16 protein-coding genes and 1 pseudogene are annotated in these 18,833 nt (G+C 49.6%); 13 read left to right on the plus strand and 4 right to left on the minus strand.

Annotated elements, in window-relative coordinates; genetic code table 11:
* The 4 genes from OEM52_04310 to OEM52_04325 all read left to right on the plus strand — a co-directional run.
* Nucleotides 1-595: redox-sensing transcriptional repressor Rex (locus tag OEM52_04310; protein MDK9699360.1), on the plus strand; the 595-nt coding region annotated here is incomplete at its 5' end.
* A 6-nt stretch (nt 596-601) separates the two neighbouring features.
* Nucleotides 602-1,405, plus strand: coding sequence for a class I SAM-dependent methyltransferase (locus OEM52_04315; GenBank protein ID MDK9699361.1), 804 nt, complete (start codon nt 602-604; stop codon nt 1,403-1,405).
* Between the two features lie 39 nt (nt 1,406-1,444).
* On the plus strand, nt 1,445-3,100 hold the full coding sequence (locus OEM52_04320; protein ID MDK9699362.1) for a T9SS type A sorting domain-containing protein: 1,656 nt from the start codon (nt 1,445-1,447) through the stop codon (nt 3,098-3,100).
* Nucleotides 3,101-3,112: 12 nt separating this feature from the next.
* A complete protein-coding gene (locus OEM52_04325) occupies nt 3,113-4,168 on the plus strand; it encodes a hypothetical protein (GenBank protein MDK9699363.1) in 1,056 nt (351 codons plus the stop codon).
* Nucleotides 4,169-4,246: 78 nt separating this feature from the next.
* Here the strand turns inward: OEM52_04325 and OEM52_04330 are convergent, their stop codons facing one another.
* Nucleotides 4,247-5,434 carry a saccharopine dehydrogenase NADP-binding domain-containing protein gene (locus OEM52_04330; protein ID MDK9699364.1) on the minus strand — a complete coding sequence of 396 codons (1,188 nt, stop codon included), beginning with the start codon at nt 5,432-5,434 and terminating at the stop codon, nt 4,247-4,249.
* A gap of 44 nt (nt 5,435-5,478) precedes the next feature.
* On the opposite strand from OEM52_04330, the gene OEM52_04335 reads away from it, so the two are divergent.
* On the plus strand, nt 5,479-5,874 hold the full coding sequence (locus tag OEM52_04335) for a hypothetical protein (protein MDK9699365.1): 396 nt from the start codon (nt 5,479-5,481) through the stop codon (nt 5,872-5,874).
* On the opposite strand, the gene OEM52_04340 is transcribed toward OEM52_04335, so the two are convergent.
* Entirely contained in the window at nt 5,832-7,373 is a 1,542-nt protein-coding gene (locus OEM52_04340; GenBank protein MDK9699366.1) for a response regulator, read from the minus strand. The genes OEM52_04335 and OEM52_04340 overlap by 43 nt on opposite strands.
* A 16-nt stretch (nt 7,374-7,389) precedes the next feature.
* A complete protein-coding gene (locus tag OEM52_04345; GenBank protein ID MDK9699367.1) occupies nt 7,390-8,463 on the minus strand; it encodes a PAS domain-containing protein in 1,074 nt (357 codons plus the stop codon).
* Between the two features lie 73 nt (nt 8,464-8,536).
* Between OEM52_04345 and OEM52_04350 the strand changes: the two genes are divergently transcribed.
* Nucleotides 8,537-9,145, plus strand: coding sequence for a histidine phosphatase family protein (locus OEM52_04350; GenBank protein MDK9699368.1), 609 nt, complete (start codon nt 8,537-8,539; stop codon nt 9,143-9,145).
* Between the two features lie 13 nt (nt 9,146-9,158).
* Here OEM52_04350 and OEM52_04355 read toward each other — a convergent pair whose 3' ends face one another.
* Complete coding sequence (locus tag OEM52_04355; GenBank protein ID MDK9699369.1) at nt 9,159-10,973, minus strand: DUF2723 domain-containing protein; 1,815 nt, start codon at nt 10,971-10,973, stop codon at nt 9,159-9,161.
* Nucleotides 10,974-11,220: 247 nt separating this feature from the next.
* Between OEM52_04355 and selD the strand changes: the two are divergent.
* From selD to OEM52_04390, 7 genes and pseudogenes are all read left to right on the plus strand, one after another.
* Nucleotides 11,221-12,198 (plus strand): annotated as a pseudogene (gene selD, locus OEM52_04360) (selenide, water dikinase SelD).
* 4 nt (nt 12,199-12,202) lie between these two features.
* Nucleotides 12,203-13,066 (plus strand): DUF2520 domain-containing protein, encoded by an 864-nt coding sequence (locus tag OEM52_04365; protein MDK9699370.1) that lies wholly within the window; start codon nt 12,203-12,205, stop codon nt 13,064-13,066.
* Nucleotides 13,067-13,068: 2 nt separating this feature from the next.
* A complete protein-coding gene (locus OEM52_04370) occupies nt 13,069-14,637 on the plus strand; it encodes a bifunctional response regulator/alkaline phosphatase family protein (GenBank protein MDK9699371.1) in 1,569 nt (522 codons plus the stop codon).
* Nucleotides 14,634-15,062: a tRNA (adenosine(37)-N6)-threonylcarbamoyltransferase complex ATPase subunit type 1 TsaE gene (tsaE, locus tag OEM52_04375; GenBank protein ID MDK9699372.1), complete on the plus strand. Its 429-nt coding sequence runs from the start codon at nt 14,634-14,636 to the stop codon at nt 15,060-15,062. The genes OEM52_04370 and tsaE overlap by 4 nt, the downstream gene beginning before the upstream one ends.
* Nucleotides 15,059-15,622 carry a hypothetical protein gene (locus OEM52_04380; protein MDK9699373.1) on the plus strand — a complete coding sequence of 188 codons (564 nt, stop codon included), beginning with the start codon at nt 15,059-15,061 and terminating at the stop codon, nt 15,620-15,622. The genes tsaE and OEM52_04380 overlap by 4 nt, the downstream gene beginning before the upstream one ends.
* Nucleotides 15,619-16,380 carry a diadenylate cyclase CdaA gene (gene cdaA, locus OEM52_04385; GenBank protein MDK9699374.1) on the plus strand — a complete coding sequence of 254 codons (762 nt, stop codon included), beginning with the start codon at nt 15,619-15,621 and terminating at the stop codon, nt 16,378-16,380. The genes OEM52_04380 and cdaA overlap by 4 nt, the downstream gene beginning before the upstream one ends.
* A gap of 58 nt (nt 16,381-16,438) precedes the next feature.
* On the plus strand, nt 16,439-18,832 hold the full coding sequence (locus tag OEM52_04390; protein ID MDK9699375.1) for a hypothetical protein: 2,394 nt from the start codon (nt 16,439-16,441) through the stop codon (nt 18,830-18,832).
* Nucleotide 18,833: the final 1 nt, after the last annotated feature.

Here is an 18,833-nt window from a genome sequence, read left to right on the forward strand (position 1 = left end):
ACGAGATGCCCAGGAGTCTCGTGGGCGCGGAGATGTGTATAAGAGACAGCTCTCGAGCGATCAGATCGCCCGTGAGAATAATCTAACCGCAGCGCAAGTCCGGAAAGACCTCTCCTATTTTGGCGCTTTCGGACGGCGCGGACTCGGTTACAATGTGCAATCGCTCTACGATACGATTAGTCGATTGCTTGGTTTGAACAAGCAATGGAATGTCGTACTGATAGGGCTTGGAAACATCGGTCGGGCGCTCGTCGCCTACGACGGATTCCGGCAGCGCGGATTCAATATCCGGTTGTTAATCGACAGCGATCCGAACAAAGTCAATCTAAAGATTAAAGACCTCACGATTCGCCCCTATTCCGAACTTCGGAAACTGGTGCCGCAACTCGAAATTAAAATTGCGATTCTGTCTGTACCGGCGGAAGCAGCACAGGCAGCAGCAGAGGAAGTAATCGCTGCCGGTTGTCGCGCGATCTTGAACTTTGCTCCGGTTACATTGCAGGTGCCTGATTCTGTCTATGTGCGGCAAGAGAATATGGCGTTTGAAATCGAATCGTTGAGTTTCCTGCTCACTCACGAAAAACGCACACAATAAGCTCCGATGATGCTGCGTCGTAATCCGACTCCCGTTAGTTTACGGTCAACGCATAGCCGAGTTGTATCTTCGTCGCCCTATTCAGCGTTAGCATCGCTCTACGATGCACTAATGTGGCACGTCGATTATGTCCATTGGGCGCAGTACCTCGTTCAGATTGCCCGCAAGTATTCGTTACCCAATGGCGCTTGGTGCGAAGGGGGCTGCGGTACCGGTAACATCGCACTGCGCATTGCAAAAATGGGTAACTCGATTTCCGGATTCGATATTGCTCCCGCGATGATCGATGCTGCTCGTAAGAAAGCGCTGGAACAAAACCTCCCTGTTAAATTTGCAACTGCATCATTCAACGATTTTTCCGTACAAGACCTCGCATTCCTGTTTGTCGTGTATGATGGCGTTAACTATTTACTGAAGCGCAGCGAGTTAGAGGCATTTCTATTACGCGCATCGGCATCCCTCCAGTTTAATGGTTTATTCGTTTTCGATATCTGTACTGAACGCAACTCGTTACGCAATTTGTTCGATTGGCGTGATAGTCAGTCCCGCAACGGTTACCATTACATCCGGCACAGTTGGTATGAACGCGAGCGGCAGCTTCATCACAACGATTTTGAAATTGTAACCGACTCCGATCCCGATACGGTTTTTATCGAAAACCACCTGCAGCGTATTTATTATATCAACGACGTGGTTACATTATTGAAAGCGACGCCGTTACAACTCATCGCAATCCTTGGCGACACGACCTTTTCGCCGGGTACCGAACATAACGACCGCGTACACTTCGTTTGCCGCAACCGCTTGTGATAAAAGCTTCCTCATGAATGCCGCACAGTGGGAGGAACAATGCATCGATTAGTTTTTCATTCGGTAGTGGTTTTCCTGTTATGTATTTCAGGACTATTCGCTACTGCGAATTCAGTTGCTGTTGGCGATACCCGTACGTTTTGGGTAACCAGTTTTGTTAATTGGCCGCTGGTGATTCCGAATAGCGATAAATACGAGACACCGGCGACCTGTCGTGCCGTTACCGATCATTGTTACATCTTTGTGCAGGATAGCGCTTGGGGCACCGGATTAGGTGTCGTTACTCAATCCCACGTCGACGACTTTGTCACCGCGCTTGAGACCCGCACCCCCGCTCGTACCGATTCCGGGCTCATGGAAACCATTCCGACGACTTGTGGCGCGTTTCCTAATGCCATCGATCGCGATGAACATGTCTATGTGCTAATCACCCGCTTTCAGGATCTACTTGCCGGTATGCTGCTCACAAGCTATTTCGACCGTGCAAATCAAATGTCGAATACAATATCCCGGTTGATACAACTTGGTTACTCGGAAGAGGTAGAATTGATTTACGTCAATGCCAACTATGTCTCGCTACCATTCAATACGGGGAGAAACCAAGCTCATGGCGGTTGTACAGCGGCGCTGGGACAGCTCTGTTTGAATGCGCGCGACATGTTGGATGGTCCCTTGGTGTTCGATGGTATACCGGAATGGTTGAAACTAAAAAATGGTTATCCGAATGCTCCGTTGGTTGGCATCAATTACCCGCAGCAATTTTGGAACGATCCAGCAACTCGGCTCGATCCCGACATCGCTACTTACAGTCTACTCGATATTACTTCGCGCTATAAATATCTCGGGGCGTTTGTAACGTTCTGGCAATACCTGTCCGAGCAATTGGGAAATTCCGCCGTACGGGCGGTGGCTGTGAATTCGCTGCCCGGTTCAACCGGTTTCAATAGTGCGATGTCTTCGCTGGGGACGGATCGTCGCTTCACTGATTTATTTGAAGATTGGTCGATTGCGAATAAACTCGACGATAGTACGACCGCCAGCATTCGCTATTACCATCGGAATTACAACCCCTCAGTCGTATGGAGTACCACGACGACCAGTTATCCCGATACTGCATTGGGTGACACGCTGCCGGGCAATGCAACCCGCTATCACCGCTTCCAGAATTACAATGGCGGCGACCAAAAACGCCTTCATTTTATTGGGAATAACGGCGGCACCTTCCAAGTGTACCGGCTTCGTACCACCAATGGTCAACGCGCGATTACCCAACTGGCAGTTACAAACGGCGAGTGTATCGAAGAGCTCGCGGGAACCGAAACCGCGCTGATTGTCATGAACGAACAACTGCTGGGCAGCGCAACCTATCAGATCGTCGCCGAGTCGGTATCAACAATTCGTAATCCAGAACCAACCGAGCAATCTTCTCCGCAACCATTTACGTTAAGTGGCAATTCCATTTTGAGCGCCGGTGCCGGGAACTGGACGATTTCGCTTACAAGTGCGGCTCCTGTATCAATTGCGCTTTACGATGTGGCGGGACGGCAATTGTATCAAAATGAGTTTGTATTCTCGACGGGATTACATACCATCAATCTTGCGAACGTATTATCGAAGCATGCCAATGGAACCTATTTCCTGCGGGCAAATACACCTGCCGCGGTAGCGATAAAAAAAATAATCTGGCTGCATTAGAAAGAAATCAAAATGGCAAAATCAAAACTACCGCCGTTCGGCGATCTGCCGGGCTTCGATGTCGAATTGTTTCATGAAGCACTGCTTGCCGGCGACCGCGATGCAGCGTTGGAGGAGTTCTTTATTCTGATTGAAGAAGGACACCCTCCCAGCTTTCTCGGCAGGGTATTGTTCGATGCGATTCTCGAAGTCGGTTCGCTGCAGCAGCTTCCTACAGCAAATGCCGCAATGTCGTTGCTGCCGCATTTACCATCGGAGTTTTCCGGCTTAGCGCTATTGCAGACAGCATCGCTTCTGTTCGTAAAAGAGTGGGGAGAAGCCGAACGATCCAGTCAAGCCGCATCCGCTTCCCGACAATTCGACAACGATGTCCTCAACGGGATACTGCAAGAATCCGCGCTACATCTTGGCGCTGATATCGATACGGAGTTGATGGAGTGGGTGGGAAAACAAGTCGGCGTAACCCAGTTTGAAGAACTCCTTACATTGAATGAGGAGGAATGCGAAGAACTTACCGACGAACAAGCCGACGAAGCGGAAGGGCAATACCTGCAATCGTTACAGGACATTTGTTCGATTGCATCGATTACTGATGATCCGATGCAAGCGGCGTGGATTGCCGAAAGTATTCTGCAGTATCACACTACCTATCTATCGAAACAAACGTTCGATCAAGCTGCTTGCGATGCACTGTTATCAACATTGAAAACGATTCCGCAGTTGCCGGAGTTCCCGGTTGCCGAACAGCAGGATCAATACAACCTACTCGACTTTGCCGTGTTTGTCGAGACTGGAAAGCGAACGCCCGCTTTGCGTTTTCTCCATGCTTGGCTTGCGGCTAAAGGTAGTGCTGAACCAGTGTGGGGCGTATTGGCGCGCTGTGCGGTTCGCGCTGACGCCGATGGTCAGATGGGAATGGGAATTCGTTTAGTATCGGGATTGCTGGCAATGGATCGCAACTTCAACCCGGATAAACAGCCGGCGATGCTATATGCTGCAACCGGCTTGTTATCTCAGTTCCCAAAGCAATTCAAACTCTTCAGAAAATTCTATTTGGAAGAGTACTAAGCGGTCGAATATCGTTCGACGAAAAAATGCGTGGCTCAAACCACGCATTTTCTCTTTCCGATAAGCAACGAACTCTTACTATGCGTTCTCGTCGCTCGATGGTCGCAAATTGCTCGTAATCTGAACGCCCATGATTGCCAGCTCATGGAACAATTTGTCAGAGGGGACGACAATCTCCTGATGGATCGCGCCGCGCTCGGTGATTGTACCATTCGCCAGGAATTTTCCGATGATGGCAAGCGGATAGGCGGTCGTTCGCTGCATTGCGCTAAATCCGGTTTTCCGGTCGAACGTATCGATCATTTCGTATGTGACTTTCTGTTCGTGACCGTTCTTAGTTCCCTTTAACTCGACGCGCAACAATACAACATCCGGTTGATCGTGAGGACAAGTGCGGCGAAAAATCTCTTCCAATAGCTCTCGTGGTTTCAATGCGCCGCCCGGTAATTGCCAAAGATTGCGATCTGCCAACCCGCAATCGAGCAACGTTCGCACTTTTTCGCAATGACCCGGGTAGCGAATCGTTTTGTAATCGAGATTCTTTACTCGACCACGTAATGTCGTTGGTAATGTAGAAGTGCCGCCCGATGTCGTAAACGCCTCGAGGTGTCCCCACGGCGGGGAAAAGGGAATTTCCTCTAACTCACCCATCGGCGTTAATTGTTTTACAACACCATTCCGTAGCGCCAACGCTGGCTCAACATATTCGTTCACTAACCCTTCCGGAGAAAACACCAGTGAGTATTTGAACGGTCCCTCGGGTGACTGTGGCAAACCGCCGCATCGCAGTTTGATCCATTCCACTTCATCGAAAAAGGGTAACCCATTCATTGCGACAACGCCCGCTAATCCGGGTGCTAATCCACAATCCGGTACAAGCGTCACCCCTGCCGCTTTTGCGAGTGGCGATAAGGCGAGGACTTCGGCAGTTGCCTCGATGTTACCGCCAAGGTCGGCGAAGTGGCATTTCGACTCTACTGCCGCTTTTGCTGCCAATGGATTCAAAGAGTAGGGCAAACAAGACAACACAACCGCGCCGGGTTCTAATTTCTCGGCTAAACCGCTCACACCTTCCATCGGTAGAAAGGTGGCTACTGCGTCGATGCGATCTTTTGCAACACCCGCCCGGAGCAGTTTGTCCGCCGCCGAACGTAAAGCTGCTACCGAGGCGTCGGTAATCGTAACGGCGGTCGTTTGGTCGTCGTTCAGGAGATAGTAAATTGCTGCAATCCCGATCCGACCACAGCCTAATACCCAGTATTTCATTGAAAGGACTCCGAATGGATGCAAAAAAAGTAATACGAGTGCCGATGCGGGACAAGCGAGTCGACCAAGCGGAGCGAGGATGGTTGGCACAGCTATATCCGCTATTACAAGAGCATTTGGGAAATGTGTGCGATATCCATGTCGTCACATTAGAACCGGGAGTGATCCGGGGAAACCACTTTCACCTCGAAGCCGATGAAGCGTTTTTTTTAGTGACTGGGACAGCGAAAATGGCGTGGAAGGAAGCCGGTAACTGTGTGGTTTGCGAGACCAAAGCAGGTGAGGAGCTGGTTTTCTATGGGAGGGGTACTCCACACGCAATTCAAAATCTTACCAGTTCGACGATTGTTGGCATTGCTTTTAGTAACCGAATGTTTGACGAATCCAATCCAGATCGTCATTTAGAAATACTACTCTCGTCTTCCGGTTTGACAAATTGATGAATAATGCCAAGAAGATGATCGACTCGGAACGGCTTAACTAAAAAGGCGTCAGCGCCACTGCTGAGGGCAGATTCTTCCGCATCGGGGTGGGTATAACCAGTCACCAGTACGACTGGAATCTGGGAATTATACTCTTTCACTTTTTTCAATAAATCAAAACCATTCATATTCGGCATATTGATATCGGAAATAATGAGTTTTGGAATGGTGCCGCGCTGTACAACATTCCATGCTTCCATGCCATCGGTTGCCCGCAGTGGTGTTTCCCCCGCCAATTCAATAATATCGCAGAGCAAATCAAGCATCGCCGGGTCGTCGTCGACGCCCAGAATCACATTGCTGGTAATACTGTCTTTCGATTCACTCGCAGTTTCTTGCGATGTCGTGTGTTGCCAATGATCGAGGGTTGTTTCGATTTTATGCACGGCGGCTTCAATCTGTTTTAAATGATTCTGAATTACTGCATCGTCACGACGGTGCAGTTTCAACAATTGCGAACGACCTAAGATTACCGATAATGATTGATTGATAAGTCCAACATACTCTAAAGAGTCAGGGACTTCAGAGACTTCCGTGGAAACACTGGTTTCGGGAATCCATTCCAACGCAAATCCTAAAGGAACGCCATTGGTCGTGAGTGAACGAGCACATAACGTCAGAATTGTCTCACCGTTTTCTAAACCAGTTGAGATACGTTTCGAGAATGGAATGCCATTCTCGAATAGTCCATCCCAATCCGCCTGCCACGATAAAGCAAGATTAGGAAGAAGTGACTCGATGGGTTGTCCCCGCCACTCCTCCGGTGTTCCCCCCGAAGGTAAATAGGGGGTGACGGCTAAATTGCCGTCGACCACGTGTCCTTGCCGGTCGACAACCAATAAGCCATTCCGGGAACCGGCAAGTGCGACTTGCCACAATGCATTGTGTTCCCGATAATTTAAGAGATGGAACCCGTATTCGAGAATTCTACCACAACCTAATGCGATTAGTTCCAAGGTTTCCATGAAATGGCTGTCATTCGGGTCGGGACGGTCACCCTGTATCGGCTCATCGAGACTTAAAATCCCATAATACTCACCGACTGAACCAAACAATAGTAACAGTAACCGATCATCAGGATCCCAAGTTCCCTGCTGTGGTTTCTCCGACGACATATAATACGGAGACTTCGGTAAATCGCTTTCAGCGGGCACAAAACACACAGTAGAACCGCCAACCCGAAACTCCCGCAACAGGCGATCCCGTTTGTTCATGCGGGTTTGCGTCGAAATTCGACTGCGGGCTTTGCGGAACTCATCGCGGGAATCTTCCGGTAGATTATGCAACGCGATATAAACATTCATCTCGCGATAAGCCGTTAAAACCGCACGTCCATACTGAGTGATTTCACATGCATCTCTAACGGCACGGTCGAGTACAGCCTCCAACGGCGCTCCGATAAAGAGGTCATCCAGATGAGGATATATCCATTGATGTAACGCAGGTGTAGCCACCATGAATTCCTTTAGGGTATTATCCTTGACGCTGGGGAATAAACACCCGTACGGTTAATTCATCCAGTACTTTTACCAATTCTATCTTCCCCCCGAAAGTACGGATGAAGTCATCGGCGATTTGGAGCATCAACCGATGCGCAATTGTAATCGGATGCGATTGAACAATCGATGCGATACTATTATAGAAAGTAATCCCGCCAGATGGTTGCTCCAAGGGATTTGGCGATGTATTTGTTATTGAGATTACTATCGTGTCGTTCATCGGCAAAGTTACAATCGTTAAATGTTTTGCTACCGACTCCCCGGAAAACTCGAGGACAAATCCCGCAAGTTGTATCAATGCCTGTGTGAGATCGCTACGTAACCCGAACAACTCGACCGATTTCTCGGAGAATTCATAGTGAATTGCAACTTCAGCAAAAATCGGATGATACTTCTGGACAAACTCAAACTCCGTCTTTAGCAGTTCGTTCACAGAAAACCGCCGCGGTGTTTGATCGCCGTCGGATTGTGTTTTCAGTTTTAATGCATCCAGCGAATGACGAATCCGGTCAACCTGTTCAACCACTTCTTCCAATACACCAATTTCCGGGTGCTGTAACCGAAGCATTTGTAATCTGCCACTGGCAACACCAAGAGGGGTATTTAATGAATGAGCGAACATCGCAGCTGTTCTGGCAATTTCACTTCGGCGCTGTCTTGCCAATATTAATCGCTGTTGCATTTCCGATTCAAAAGCCGGTCCCGAGCGTTCGCTGAAAGGAATTAGTACCAATGCGTATTGATTCGCCCCTGCTTCTCCGATGAACGCCGTTACTTCCATGTTTTTATTATAATGAAGCCGGAAAGTCAACTGTAGCTTTTTATTGTCACGAATCCGTTTTAGAGCAATCGCAGTTGCCATCCGGTAGTCAGGATGAATAAGTTCCAACAACGGAAGACCGATAATCCGTTCGAGCGGATAATTGCACAATTCGCCAGCAGCGGTATTTCCATGCAACAACCGGAACTGGTCGTCGATGAACAGCATGGCTACCGGCAAATTTGCCAGTTTTGAATCGTATGTTGTATTGTCTTCGTTGTTAGTCATGCGATTAACCGGAAAGTAATTCTCGAAAAAACAGATACAAACTTTAATTTACCCTTTTGGAAGTTAAACAGCAATGCAGTGGATTATTATGCGGCACGCCGCAACCGATGCGAACCATGGACATATCATACAAGGAAGACGCGATGTTTCCCTCTCGGAAACCGGACGTCGCCAAGTCGCAGTGTTAAGTGAGTCACTTACTTTTGTGCCATCGCCCGACACATTGCTGTGCTCTCCGTTACAACGCGCCATCGAAACCGCAAAGCCACTATCGGAGCGGTTTGCAATCCCAATTCAGATCGATGAACGATTAATTGAGTGGAGTCTGGGCGAAGCGGAGGGCGATACCTTAGAAGGCTATTTGCACAAGAATCCCGACTTCAAAATTCGTTGGGATGATATGTCGTTTCGCTATCCTGGTGGTGAATCGAAACAAGAGTTGGCAAATCGCGCGAAGTATTTTGTAAGTGATTTGAGGAATTCGCAATGTCAGAGTCCCCTAATCATTGGCCATCAGGCGATTCTAAACTTTGTAATCAGTTTTGCTCTTAACCTCCCGGAGTCGGCTGGAATGCCGTTCCGATTGGGGAACTGTGGCTATGCGATAGTAAAACCCGGTTTACCTTACGGTCGGTTGGTTTCATTTACCGGAGACCCCGATTTACCGTGGGATCCGCAATAATCAACAGCTCTGATTAACGATCACGCTGACCCTGTTCCCGCTCGAGCATTTCAATCATTGTCCAGACTTGGCTGTTCGGTGGAGGATTCAACCGCTTTGCCAACCGGATTGCCTCGAACGCTTCTAACCTTGCTTGTTGGCGGAACAAGAACCCTGCGCGTTGTACCAAAGTCGATGCGATTTTCTCCCGAATTCTGCCATCGATTCGAGTATCCGCAGTGCGCTCATACATCGCATCAATAGGGAGGGTTGTCAGATCTGAGACGTAATCGATTTCCTGCGACGTCAGCCGCGAGAATAATGGCAATGGTATCGCGAACAATGGCGTCTGTCCTGCCTTTAAAGGAGCTTGGACTTCGGGCATGAAACAGACCGCACTGCGGGGAACATTTTTTATCATTAAAGCTGAGATTGCTCTACGATAAAGAAACTCCAGTGTCTCCGCTGATATTTCTTCATTTCGTTCAAATTTTCGCAGCGCCGGTATCAATTCGTTCAGTTCAGTTTCGCAACCACTAATCACCCGGGGATAGCGTCGAAACAACAATTCTACATACCATGACCGCCGCAGTAGTTCGACATCAATAACGGCAACATCGGGGCGCTCACCCATGGCGAAGAGTCCTTCCAACGGTCCGACCACAACTTCCCAGTCGGAGCTGAAGAGCACTGCTGGAGATGGCAATTGCGACAGTAACGCTTTTGAGTATGTGAGTTGATTACGGTCTTCGTTGCGGGTGTCTGTTGGAAAATGAAATATTGCAACCAATAGTAGGACAATTCCACTGATGGCATACTGCACTTGTCGCTTCGGCAGCATTGTCAGTAACTCGTGAGCGCCGTTGATCAGGAAGAATCCAACGATTAGCAGCGAGGGGAGATAGTAAGCTTCGATATCGGGGATGCTATAACCGGAAACCATGATAACTGGAAAAAGGAAAATCGAGGTTAACCAAAGTCCGCGTTGCCATTCGCAGCGCCACAATCGGAACAGCCCCAGCGCAGCAACTGCCAACCCAATCCACCCGGTATCGTGACCAGCCTGCTTCCAGAATCCAACGAAATTTTTCTGCCAAACCTCACTCGACTCAAACAACCAGACTCGGTATTGCCAACCGGAAACGTGCCGCCACCAACCATCGAGCGTACTCATGTCGCCCCAAGTGTAAAGTGGTCTGCCAAACAATTCCCGGAGGGGAAGGATCAAATGACTGGTCGCCGGAAGGAGTAGTGGCAGCAGCAAACTTGGACGCATTATTACTTTACGCGTAGAACTTCGCAACAAAAGTCCAACCCAGAGCGGTAATAAAAAATATCCTGAAGAGAGGTGGGTGACAGCGGCACAACCAGAGAAGAACGCAAATAGCACCGGTTCGCGGTGGTCGGTTTTACCTTGCCAAATTCGGAGACCGAGCCAAAACGCTGCCGATAAAAACAGCAAGTTGAACGAATACACTTCTGGTCGTATCGCGCTATTCCAGAGGGTTGCGCTGAATGCGAAGACCCCGGCGAACAACCAACTGACGCCGGTAATGCCGGTTTGTTCGCGGCTCGCTCGAATTAGAAAAAAAATCGCAAAAGCCGAAGCAATCGCCGAGAGTGCGGAGAGCGACAATACCGGGGAGAGCGGAAACATGGCAAACAATCGCGCTACGATTAGATATAGCGGATATCCTGTCGGATGCGGTAGTCCGAAGGTACTTGCCGCGCCAATAAACTCACCGGCATCGATGGGAGGCAGTCCCGGCGTTAATGTGATGAGATAGATAAGTAGAATTGATCCGGTAAACCATATAGCCGGATCGCGTAACCAACGGGTATTATTCATGCTCTGTCCGGTCACTTGCCGTTTCCTTGAAAGAATTGTCTCAAAGTAGGCGAACAATTGCCATTCCGCAACGTGCGGCTTGGCGAACTCTTTTCTACCCGTTATCTTTTTCAGGGAGTCGAATCTCGTTTACACGATTTGTAAAAAGTAGCAGGATCGAATGGAAATCGAAATCGAAAAGCGCGCCGTCGATAAAATCCGATTGACCGGATTTTCCGACTGTGCTGGTTGAGCGTCGAAAGTTGGCCCGGCGGAGCTGGGCAAAATTCTCGGCAATTTGGAGAGTGTCGTTGACGATCGTGTAATCGTTGGACTCTCCGCGCTCGACGATGCTGGTGTGATTCAATCGCCCGGAGGAGATTGGCTCGTCCAGACCTTGGATTTTTTTACACCGATTGTCGACGATCCAATACTGTTCGGCATGACGGCAGCGGCGAATTCGCTATCCGATGTCTATGCTATGGGAGGCAAGCCACTCAGCGCACTCAGCATCGCTTGTTTCCCGACCAACGACCTCTCGCCGGAGATCTTAAGCAAGATTGTCGCCGGAGCTCAGATAAAATTAAAAGAAGCCGGTTGCGCCCTCTTAGGAGGACACACCGTACGCGACCGCGAAGTGAAATTCGGTTTTTCGATCACCGGTGTCGTATCGCCGGAAAATCTCATGACGAAAGCCGGCGCAAAACCGGGTGATATTCTTGTCCTAACCAAACCGATAGGAAACGGTATTCTTGCCTCGGCGATGAAACGGGAAGCACTTCCCGCCGCTGGCGAGGCGGCATTAAACGAGTGGCTGCCAAAATTAAACGCGAATGCCGCCCATGCAGCAAATATCTGTGGAGTCCGTTGCGCCACCGATGTTACCGGATTCGGATTCGTTGGGCACTTGTACGAAATCGTCCGGTCGTCGAACTGCGGCGTTCGTGTCCACACGAAGCAACTGCCGCTACTCGCAACGGCGTACGAGTTAGCCGGTGATAAAAAAAATCTCGCCGGCGGATTGCATCGTAACCGCTTGTATGCGGAGGCAAATCTAACGATTGGGATCGAAGATTTTGCGATGTTGAATATATTATTCGATCCGCAAACGTCGGGTGGATTATTGATGGCAGTCGCGCCGGAGAAGTTGGCGAAACTGCAGCAAATCTTTTTCGATAAAAATGAACTGTGTGCCGTAGTCGGCGAGTTTCTTGCCGACACGCAAAAAATCGAGATTGTTGAATAAACCAATGCCATCGCAACCCAAACCGAAATCGAAAAAAACCGTCTGGATTGTAGGCGTTGGCAGGTTGGGGAAACTGGTTGCCGCGGCTGAGTTACAGGATGGGAATACTGTCCGGTTGTTCGACGTCATTCCCGAGACCATTCGAATCCAAAGAAGAGTGGTGTGCGTAGAACCTGATATTGAAGCAGGAGCGCCGGATCGAACATGGTTCACAGTTCCCGACGATGAGATTGCCGAGGTGGCAGCTCAGTGGGCAACAGCCGGTTGCGCACCGAAAATGGCGATTCATACATCGGGTTGGCACTTGCCTGACATCCTGAAACCGCTTGGTGGATTGAATACCGAGTACCTTTCATTACACCCGATGAAATCAATCCAACCAAACAATCGCGACCAGTGGCGAGATACAGTCGTTTCCTTGTGCGGTTCACCAAAAGCGGTCGCATGGGCGAAGGGATTTCTGAAACGACGGCATGCAAAGCCAATGGAAGTTGCACCGGAAATGAAACGCACTTTGCATTTACTTTCACAATTGGTCGCCAATATCCCCTACGTTTTAGTAGAATCTGCGTATCAATTAGCGAGCCGTGCATCGCTGCCTGCCGATTTTTTGCAGGAGGCGATTCTAACCATGATGCGCGGTTCCACCGATATCGCAGTAACCGAAGGTGTACTCGCCGCTACCGGGCCGATTGCCCGTGGCGATGCCCAAGTTGTCCATCAATCGATTCAGGAGCTACAAGCCTATCCGCAATTGCAATCGTTTTACCGGGAATATGCGAAGCTGCTGCTTTCGCAACTGCAAACACAATCGCCGGAAGATTCCCGTACGGCGGCATGGAAAACGATAAAAGAGCAATTGGGGTAAATATGTTTCGGCTGCTTTGGATTGATGACGAAATTGAATTACTGCGTCCACACATCATGTTTCTGCAGGAACGCGGCTACACCGTGGAAGGGGCGTCGAATCCCGAAGATGGGTTAATCATGTTGCGCGAGCACGATTACGACGCGGTGCTACTCGATCAAATGATGACCGGAAAATCGGGGCTACAAGCGCTTCCTGAGTTACGGGCAACCAAACCCGACGTCCCGATTGTTATGGTCACTCAATCGGAAGACGAATCACTCATCGAAGAAGCCTATTCCCACCAAATCTCCGATTATGTTGTGAAACCGATTCGAGGCAGTCAAGTCCTTGCCGTACTAAAACGAGTATTGGAAAGCCGAAACCTCGCTCGCAGCGAATCGCAGCGCGCCTATCTTACCGAATTTCACCAGTTCCAATCGGCGATTTCCGCATCCACTTCCATTGATGGTTGGTGCGAGTTTCATCTCGGTTTGTCGAAATGGGAATTGGAATTGGTCGATGAATTGAATGCCGATGCCGCATTGCAAACCACGCTGCAGGAACTGCGGATGCAGGCGAACATCGATTTTGCGAAAACCATCGAAACACAATACCGCGATCTCGTACGCGACGAAAACGCGCCGTTGATGTCGCCCCATGTCGTCTCACAATACGTTGTACCTCATCTCGAAAAAAATAAATCGGTCGCATTCATCGTCATCGATTGTTTGCGGCTCGATCAATGGTTGGCGCTGGAGCCGCTGATCCGGCCGCTATTCGACATCGACCGCCAATTGTATATGGGCATTATTCCGAGTGCTACTCCGTATGCTCGTAACTCGCTCTTTTCCGGTTTGTTTCCCCGCGAATTGGAAAAACGATATCCTGACATTTTCACCCTTGCTGACGAAGACGATTTTTCCGCCAATCGGTTTGAGCGGGAGTTGCTCGAAGTACAACTGAAAAATTTTGGCGTCAACTTATCAGGGGAAGTACGGTATGCCAAAGCGAATAGTCCCGATGAAGGAGCGCAGCTCGACCGCCGGATGAATCTATATACCTCTTCGCAAATGACCGGCTTGGTTTTCAATTTTGTCGATCAAGTTGCCCACACCCGCAGCGCGAGCGCCATCGTCCGCGACATGGTGCCCGATGAAGCGGCATACCGCGACGTCGTGCGGAATTGGTATCGTCATAGCACCCTCCCCAACCTCTTGGAAGCGTTTGCGAAAGCTGGGACGATTGTCGTGATAACAAGTGATCACGGGAGTACCCGCGGTAGAAGACCGACCAAAGTGCTGGCTGACCGGGAAGCATCCTCTGGTTTGCGATACAAGTATGGTAGAAATCTGAAAGCCGATCGAAAAGGGGCATTACTTATAGATCGCCCCGATGATTACATGCTGCCTCGGCGGGGCATTAACACGACGTATCTAATTGCTCGCGAAGATTACTTTTTTGTTTATCCAACTAACTCAAATCAACATGCCGCACAGTATCGCGACAGTTTCCAACACGGCGGTATTTCGCTGGAAGAGCTCGTATTGCCCGTTGCGACATTAACTCCCCGAAAGATTCGACCGTCATGATGGCTCCCGGCGATACAGTTTTACTGCCGGATGAGGCGGCAACAATTACTTTTGGAAGAGAGCTTGCCCAATCGATTAGTACTCCCTGGGTTATCGCATTGAGTGGAGAATTGGGTGCGGGGAAGACAACACTCGTCAAAGGGATAGTTGAAGGCTTACATTGTATCGATGCGGCTGCCTCGCCAACTTTTGCCATCGTGCATCGGTATGCTGGGGAACGTCCGCTGGTACATTGCGATTGGTACCGGATTGAACGTGAACGAGAGTTAGTGAATATTGGTTGGGATGAAATCGTCGACAATGAAGAACGAATCGTTGTTGAGTGGGCTGAGAAATTTCCCGAATTGTTACCTCGTTCGACACGGTTTCTCCATCTTGCATATCGGGATGGTGGACGAACGATTACCGCCGGGAGTGGTTGGTGAATATCCTTGCGATTTCTACTTCGCAGCTAAAGACCGGAGTATCGGCAATGATCGACGATAAATTCTATTTCCGAGAGTTCTCCAACAAGCAAACCGGCGAATCTCTGCGTCCCGCAGTTACATCGTTGTCGTCGCAACAATTCAATCTGGTTGCGGTTGATGTTGGTCCCGGATCTTATACCGGCGGTCGCGTGGGCGTTGCATTTGCACAAGGTTTTGCTCAGGCGCTCGGTATCCCCTGGGTGGGAATTGATGTCTGGACAATATTAGATTACATCGCACCAACCGACACCACTGCGGTCACCGCAATTCGTTCGGGTGAAGTCCTCATTCGTGAAAATGGATTTGTGATTGCTAAACCGCTCAGCGAAGTAAAACGTCCCTTCGGCTTTCCCAACATTGACCCGGAAAAATACGGCGGTGTGATTGATCCACAGGAACAAGTTCCTGATTTCTGTGAATGGATGAGTGCGTTAAATGAATTGGCACAAAAGCCGGAAGCGGAAGAGCAGCTTCCCCAGTATTACGACCGATTTTCCCATCTGGGCAAGGTGCGATGAATCAGGAGCTGTTTAAGTTCAGTTTTCTATCCATCCGACCGTTCGATATTCTCGATATTCTTCTCGTTGCCACTGTTTTCTACTATCTCTGGAAGTTAACCCATAATACTCGCGCCGCCCGCATGTGGTTTGGTATCCTGTTGTTGCTTGCCTTTGGCATGGTTGCTCGGATTCTGAACCTGCGCGCGTTGTCGTGGATACTCGCATCGCTTTCCGCTTTCTGGGCGGTTGCATTCGTCATCTTATTCCAGCCTGAGTTGCGGCGTGCCTTAAGTGATTTAGGACGAACACCGTTTTCCCGGCGCCGGATTTCCGCGCGTCTCCCTGACATTCTCGTACAAGCCTGTGGCGAGTTAAGCCGACGACGGTGGGGTGCAATTATTCTCATTCGCCGAAAAAACCCCGTCGCACATTTTATCGAAACCGGAATCCCGATTCACTCTGATGTATCTTCTGAATTGTTGGTAAATATCTTTGCACCGAATACCCCTTTACACGATGGCTGTGTTATCATTGACGGCGACCGGGTGATTGCTGCCCGGTGTGTGTTGCCGGTGGTTGAGGAGCGCGGTCCGTTGGGAATGCGACATCGTGCTGCATTGGCAGCTTCACAAGAAACCGATGCCGTTGCCGTGGTAGTTTCGGAAGAAACCGGACAAGTATCAATTGCCGTGGAGGGGGACTGGTTGCTATTCCGGGGCGACGCCACCGAAATTCCTACCAGTTTGGCGTCGAGTATCTCGGCACGGGCGCAATAGTATATTTGATTGAGTGTTTTAACGAAATCATGTGAAAAGAAAACTCATTGAGGCAAGAATGACCAATTTGAAATCCAGTAAAGATAAAGTAGCCGGGACAACACCATTCAGTAAAATCCCGCAATGGGGATTCGATATCGGCGCTGGCGTAGGGCTCTATTTTGCGATGGCGCTGTTGCTTTATCCAGTGATGTTTCTCGGACAACATTTGTTTTTATCGTCTGATGGGTTAACCGCCTCAGCGATGATGCGCGCCGCACAATTGGTAATGGATCAAACGAATATCCCGCTCTGGAATCCGTATCTGTTTTGTGGCATGCCGCTGTTTTCTGCGTTTCAATTTGGTCTCTTCGTCAATCCGATCTGGTATCTGGTAAAACCGATTAGTTTCCTCTTTGGCGGCGACGCTGCTATCATTCTGTTTTACATGTGGCTCGGCGGTTTAGGCGTCTATTATGTAATTCGGGAAATGGGCGAATCGCGTCCATTAGGATTCCTGAGCGGATTAATCTGGATGTGGCTTCCTGCGCTGGTCGTTCTGCCAATGGTTGGTCACGGCTCGAAACTGATGGCGTCGGCGGTACTGCCGTGGATGCTTTGGGGATCATTGCGCGTTGTCAAACACGACAATTGGAAACATACGGGAATTCTTGCACTACTGGTTGGGCTATCGGTGCTCTCGCTACACACGCAAATTTCCTACTACGGCTTCATGATGATTGGTTGGATTGTGTTGTGGGAAATCGGTTGTGCGATAAAAGATAAAAAAGGGGTTGGTTCATATCTCAATATCGGAAAGTTAATTCTTGCCACGGGTATCGGAATTGGCATCAGTATGGTGCTCGCACTGCCGGTGCTCGATTTTGCAGCTGCCTCGAGCCGCGGCGCAACTGGCGGCGGCGTCGATTGGGAGTATGCGACGAATTGGTCGTTCCATCCACTTGAAACGATAACATTTCTTTGGCCGACTTTCTACGGCGCGGGAGGTCCAACCTATTGGGGACACATGCCATTCACCGATATGCCGCTCACCTTTGGTGTGGTTGCCTTGATGGGTGCGGTGCTGGCTGTCTGGTTGAAGCGGGATCGCTTGACTTGGATGCTACTTATATTGGCACTGGTTGCATGGTCGATTTCGTGGGGAAAATTCCTGCCGGTAACGTTTAAGCCGTTGTTTGAATTCCTCCCGATGTTTAAAAAATTCCGCGTTCCGAATTTGATTTTAATTCTTACGCAACTTGCGATGATTGTTCTCGCGGCACGTGGATTCGGTGCGGTTTTTAAACTGGTGGAGGATATCGAGAAACCAACGTTCGATAAACTAAAAAAATTCGGTATCATCTGTATCGCGCTGTTTGGACTTTTTCTAATTTCCAGCCCTATCATGTCGAGTGAAATTAAAGCGGGTTTTGTTGACCGCATGAAATTGCAGTACCCCAATGTTTCAGTCGATCAATTCACTGCTGCTTCCGATGCAGCATGGGACATTGCCTTTTCCGGCGGTATGCGTTCTTTGTTGTTGCTCGCAGCATTGGGCGGTGGCATCTGGCTGCTGGCAAAAGGTTCGTTTAAACCGCCGATTTTCATCATGGCGGCATCACTTGCCGTATTCATTGAGTTTCTCCCGCTGATCCACTACGATAATCACCCGCTGGTGAAGTTTTCTTATCCAGATGAACTCGAAACATATTTCGCTCCAACGCAACGCTTGCAATATCTAAAGCAACAACCGGGAGAATTCCGCGTTCTCGTTAACGATAAAGCCCGTATTACGAACTGGTGGGCAGCGCAGGGAATTCAAATTGCCGGTGGCTATAGCGGTGTAAAACTCGGTTCGTGGGATCGCTTCGAGAAACATCAAGCGATGACATCGCCGAATGTATGGCGTGCGCTAAATATTCGGTATTTAACCACCGACCGCCAAATTCAGTCGCCGCTCATTACGCCGGTTGCCCGCGATAATGAAGGATTCTTGTATGAAGTTGTTGGAGCGCTTCCCCGTACTTACTTCGCTTTGAATGTTACATCCGTTGCCGATCAAGCGACGGCTTTTGATAAGATGGCAGCGCAGGATTGGGAACCGACCCAACTGGCGTTTGTCGAAGGCAGTGCACCGGAGCATGGCCTGGATTCGTTAGCGACGGCACAGCTCACAAAATGGTCGATTGAAAAAATTGAAGTGAAAACCCATCGTGCGAATCCCGGAGTGTTGGTCCTTGCCGAAATGGCTGCCCCTCATTGGGAAGTCGCGGTGAATGGGCAACCGGCGAAAGCGTTGATTGTAAATGGCATGTTACGCGGCGTGGCGGTTCCAGCTGGAGATGCTACTGTGACTTGGCAATATACTGAGAAGGAAGTGTTTCAGAAGGGTATGTGGCTCTCCCTTGCATCGGCATTTCTTGCAATCTTGTTCATCGTTGTCGGAGTATTCCTGAAACGGAAATCGTCGTGAA

This window comes from bacterium (assembly GCA_030247525.1).
Classification (GTDB): Bacteria; Electryoneota; JAOADG01; order JAOADG01; family JAOADG01; genus JAOTSC01.

Excerpts from the sequence above, each read along its gene's own strand:
- OEM52_04315 (MDK9699361.1), top strand. The coding sequence starts at position 602 with ATGATGCTGCGTCGTAATCCGACTCCCGTTAGTTTACGGTCAACGCAT.
- OEM52_04320 (MDK9699362.1), top strand. The coding sequence starts at position 1,445 with ATGCATCGATTAGTTTTTCATTCGGTAGTGGTTTTCCTGTTATGTATT.
- OEM52_04325 (MDK9699363.1), top strand. The coding sequence starts at position 3,113 with ATGGCAAAATCAAAACTACCGCCGTTCGGCGATCTGCCGGGCTTCGAT.
- OEM52_04330 (MDK9699364.1), bottom strand. The coding sequence starts at position 5,434 with ATGAAATACTGGGTATTAGGCTGTGGTCGGATCGGGATTGCAGCAATT.
- OEM52_04335 (MDK9699365.1), top strand. The coding sequence starts at position 5,479 with ATGCGGGACAAGCGAGTCGACCAAGCGGAGCGAGGATGGTTGGCACAG.
- OEM52_04340 (MDK9699366.1), bottom strand. The coding sequence starts at position 7,373 with ATGGTGGCTACACCTGCGTTACATCAATGGATATATCCTCATCTGGAT.
- OEM52_04345 (MDK9699367.1), bottom strand. The coding sequence starts at position 8,463 with ATGACTAACAACGAAGACAATACAACATACGATTCAAAACTGGCAAAT.
- OEM52_04350 (MDK9699368.1), top strand. The coding sequence starts at position 8,537 with ATGCAGTGGATTATTATGCGGCACGCCGCAACCGATGCGAACCATGGA.
- OEM52_04355 (MDK9699369.1), bottom strand. The coding sequence starts at position 10,973 with ATGAATAATACCCGTTGGTTACGCGATCCGGCTATATGGTTTACCGGA.
- OEM52_04365 (MDK9699370.1), top strand. The coding sequence starts at position 12,203 with ATGCCATCGCAACCCAAACCGAAATCGAAAAAAACCGTCTGGATTGTA.
- OEM52_04370 (MDK9699371.1), top strand. The coding sequence starts at position 13,069 with ATGTTTCGGCTGCTTTGGATTGATGACGAAATTGAATTACTGCGTCCA.
- tsaE (MDK9699372.1), top strand. The coding sequence starts at position 14,634 with ATGATGGCTCCCGGCGATACAGTTTTACTGCCGGATGAGGCGGCAACA.
- cdaA (MDK9699374.1), top strand. The coding sequence starts at position 15,619 with ATGAATCAGGAGCTGTTTAAGTTCAGTTTTCTATCCATCCGACCGTTC.
- OEM52_04390 (MDK9699375.1), top strand. The coding sequence starts at position 16,439 with ATGACCAATTTGAAATCCAGTAAAGATAAAGTAGCCGGGACAACACCA.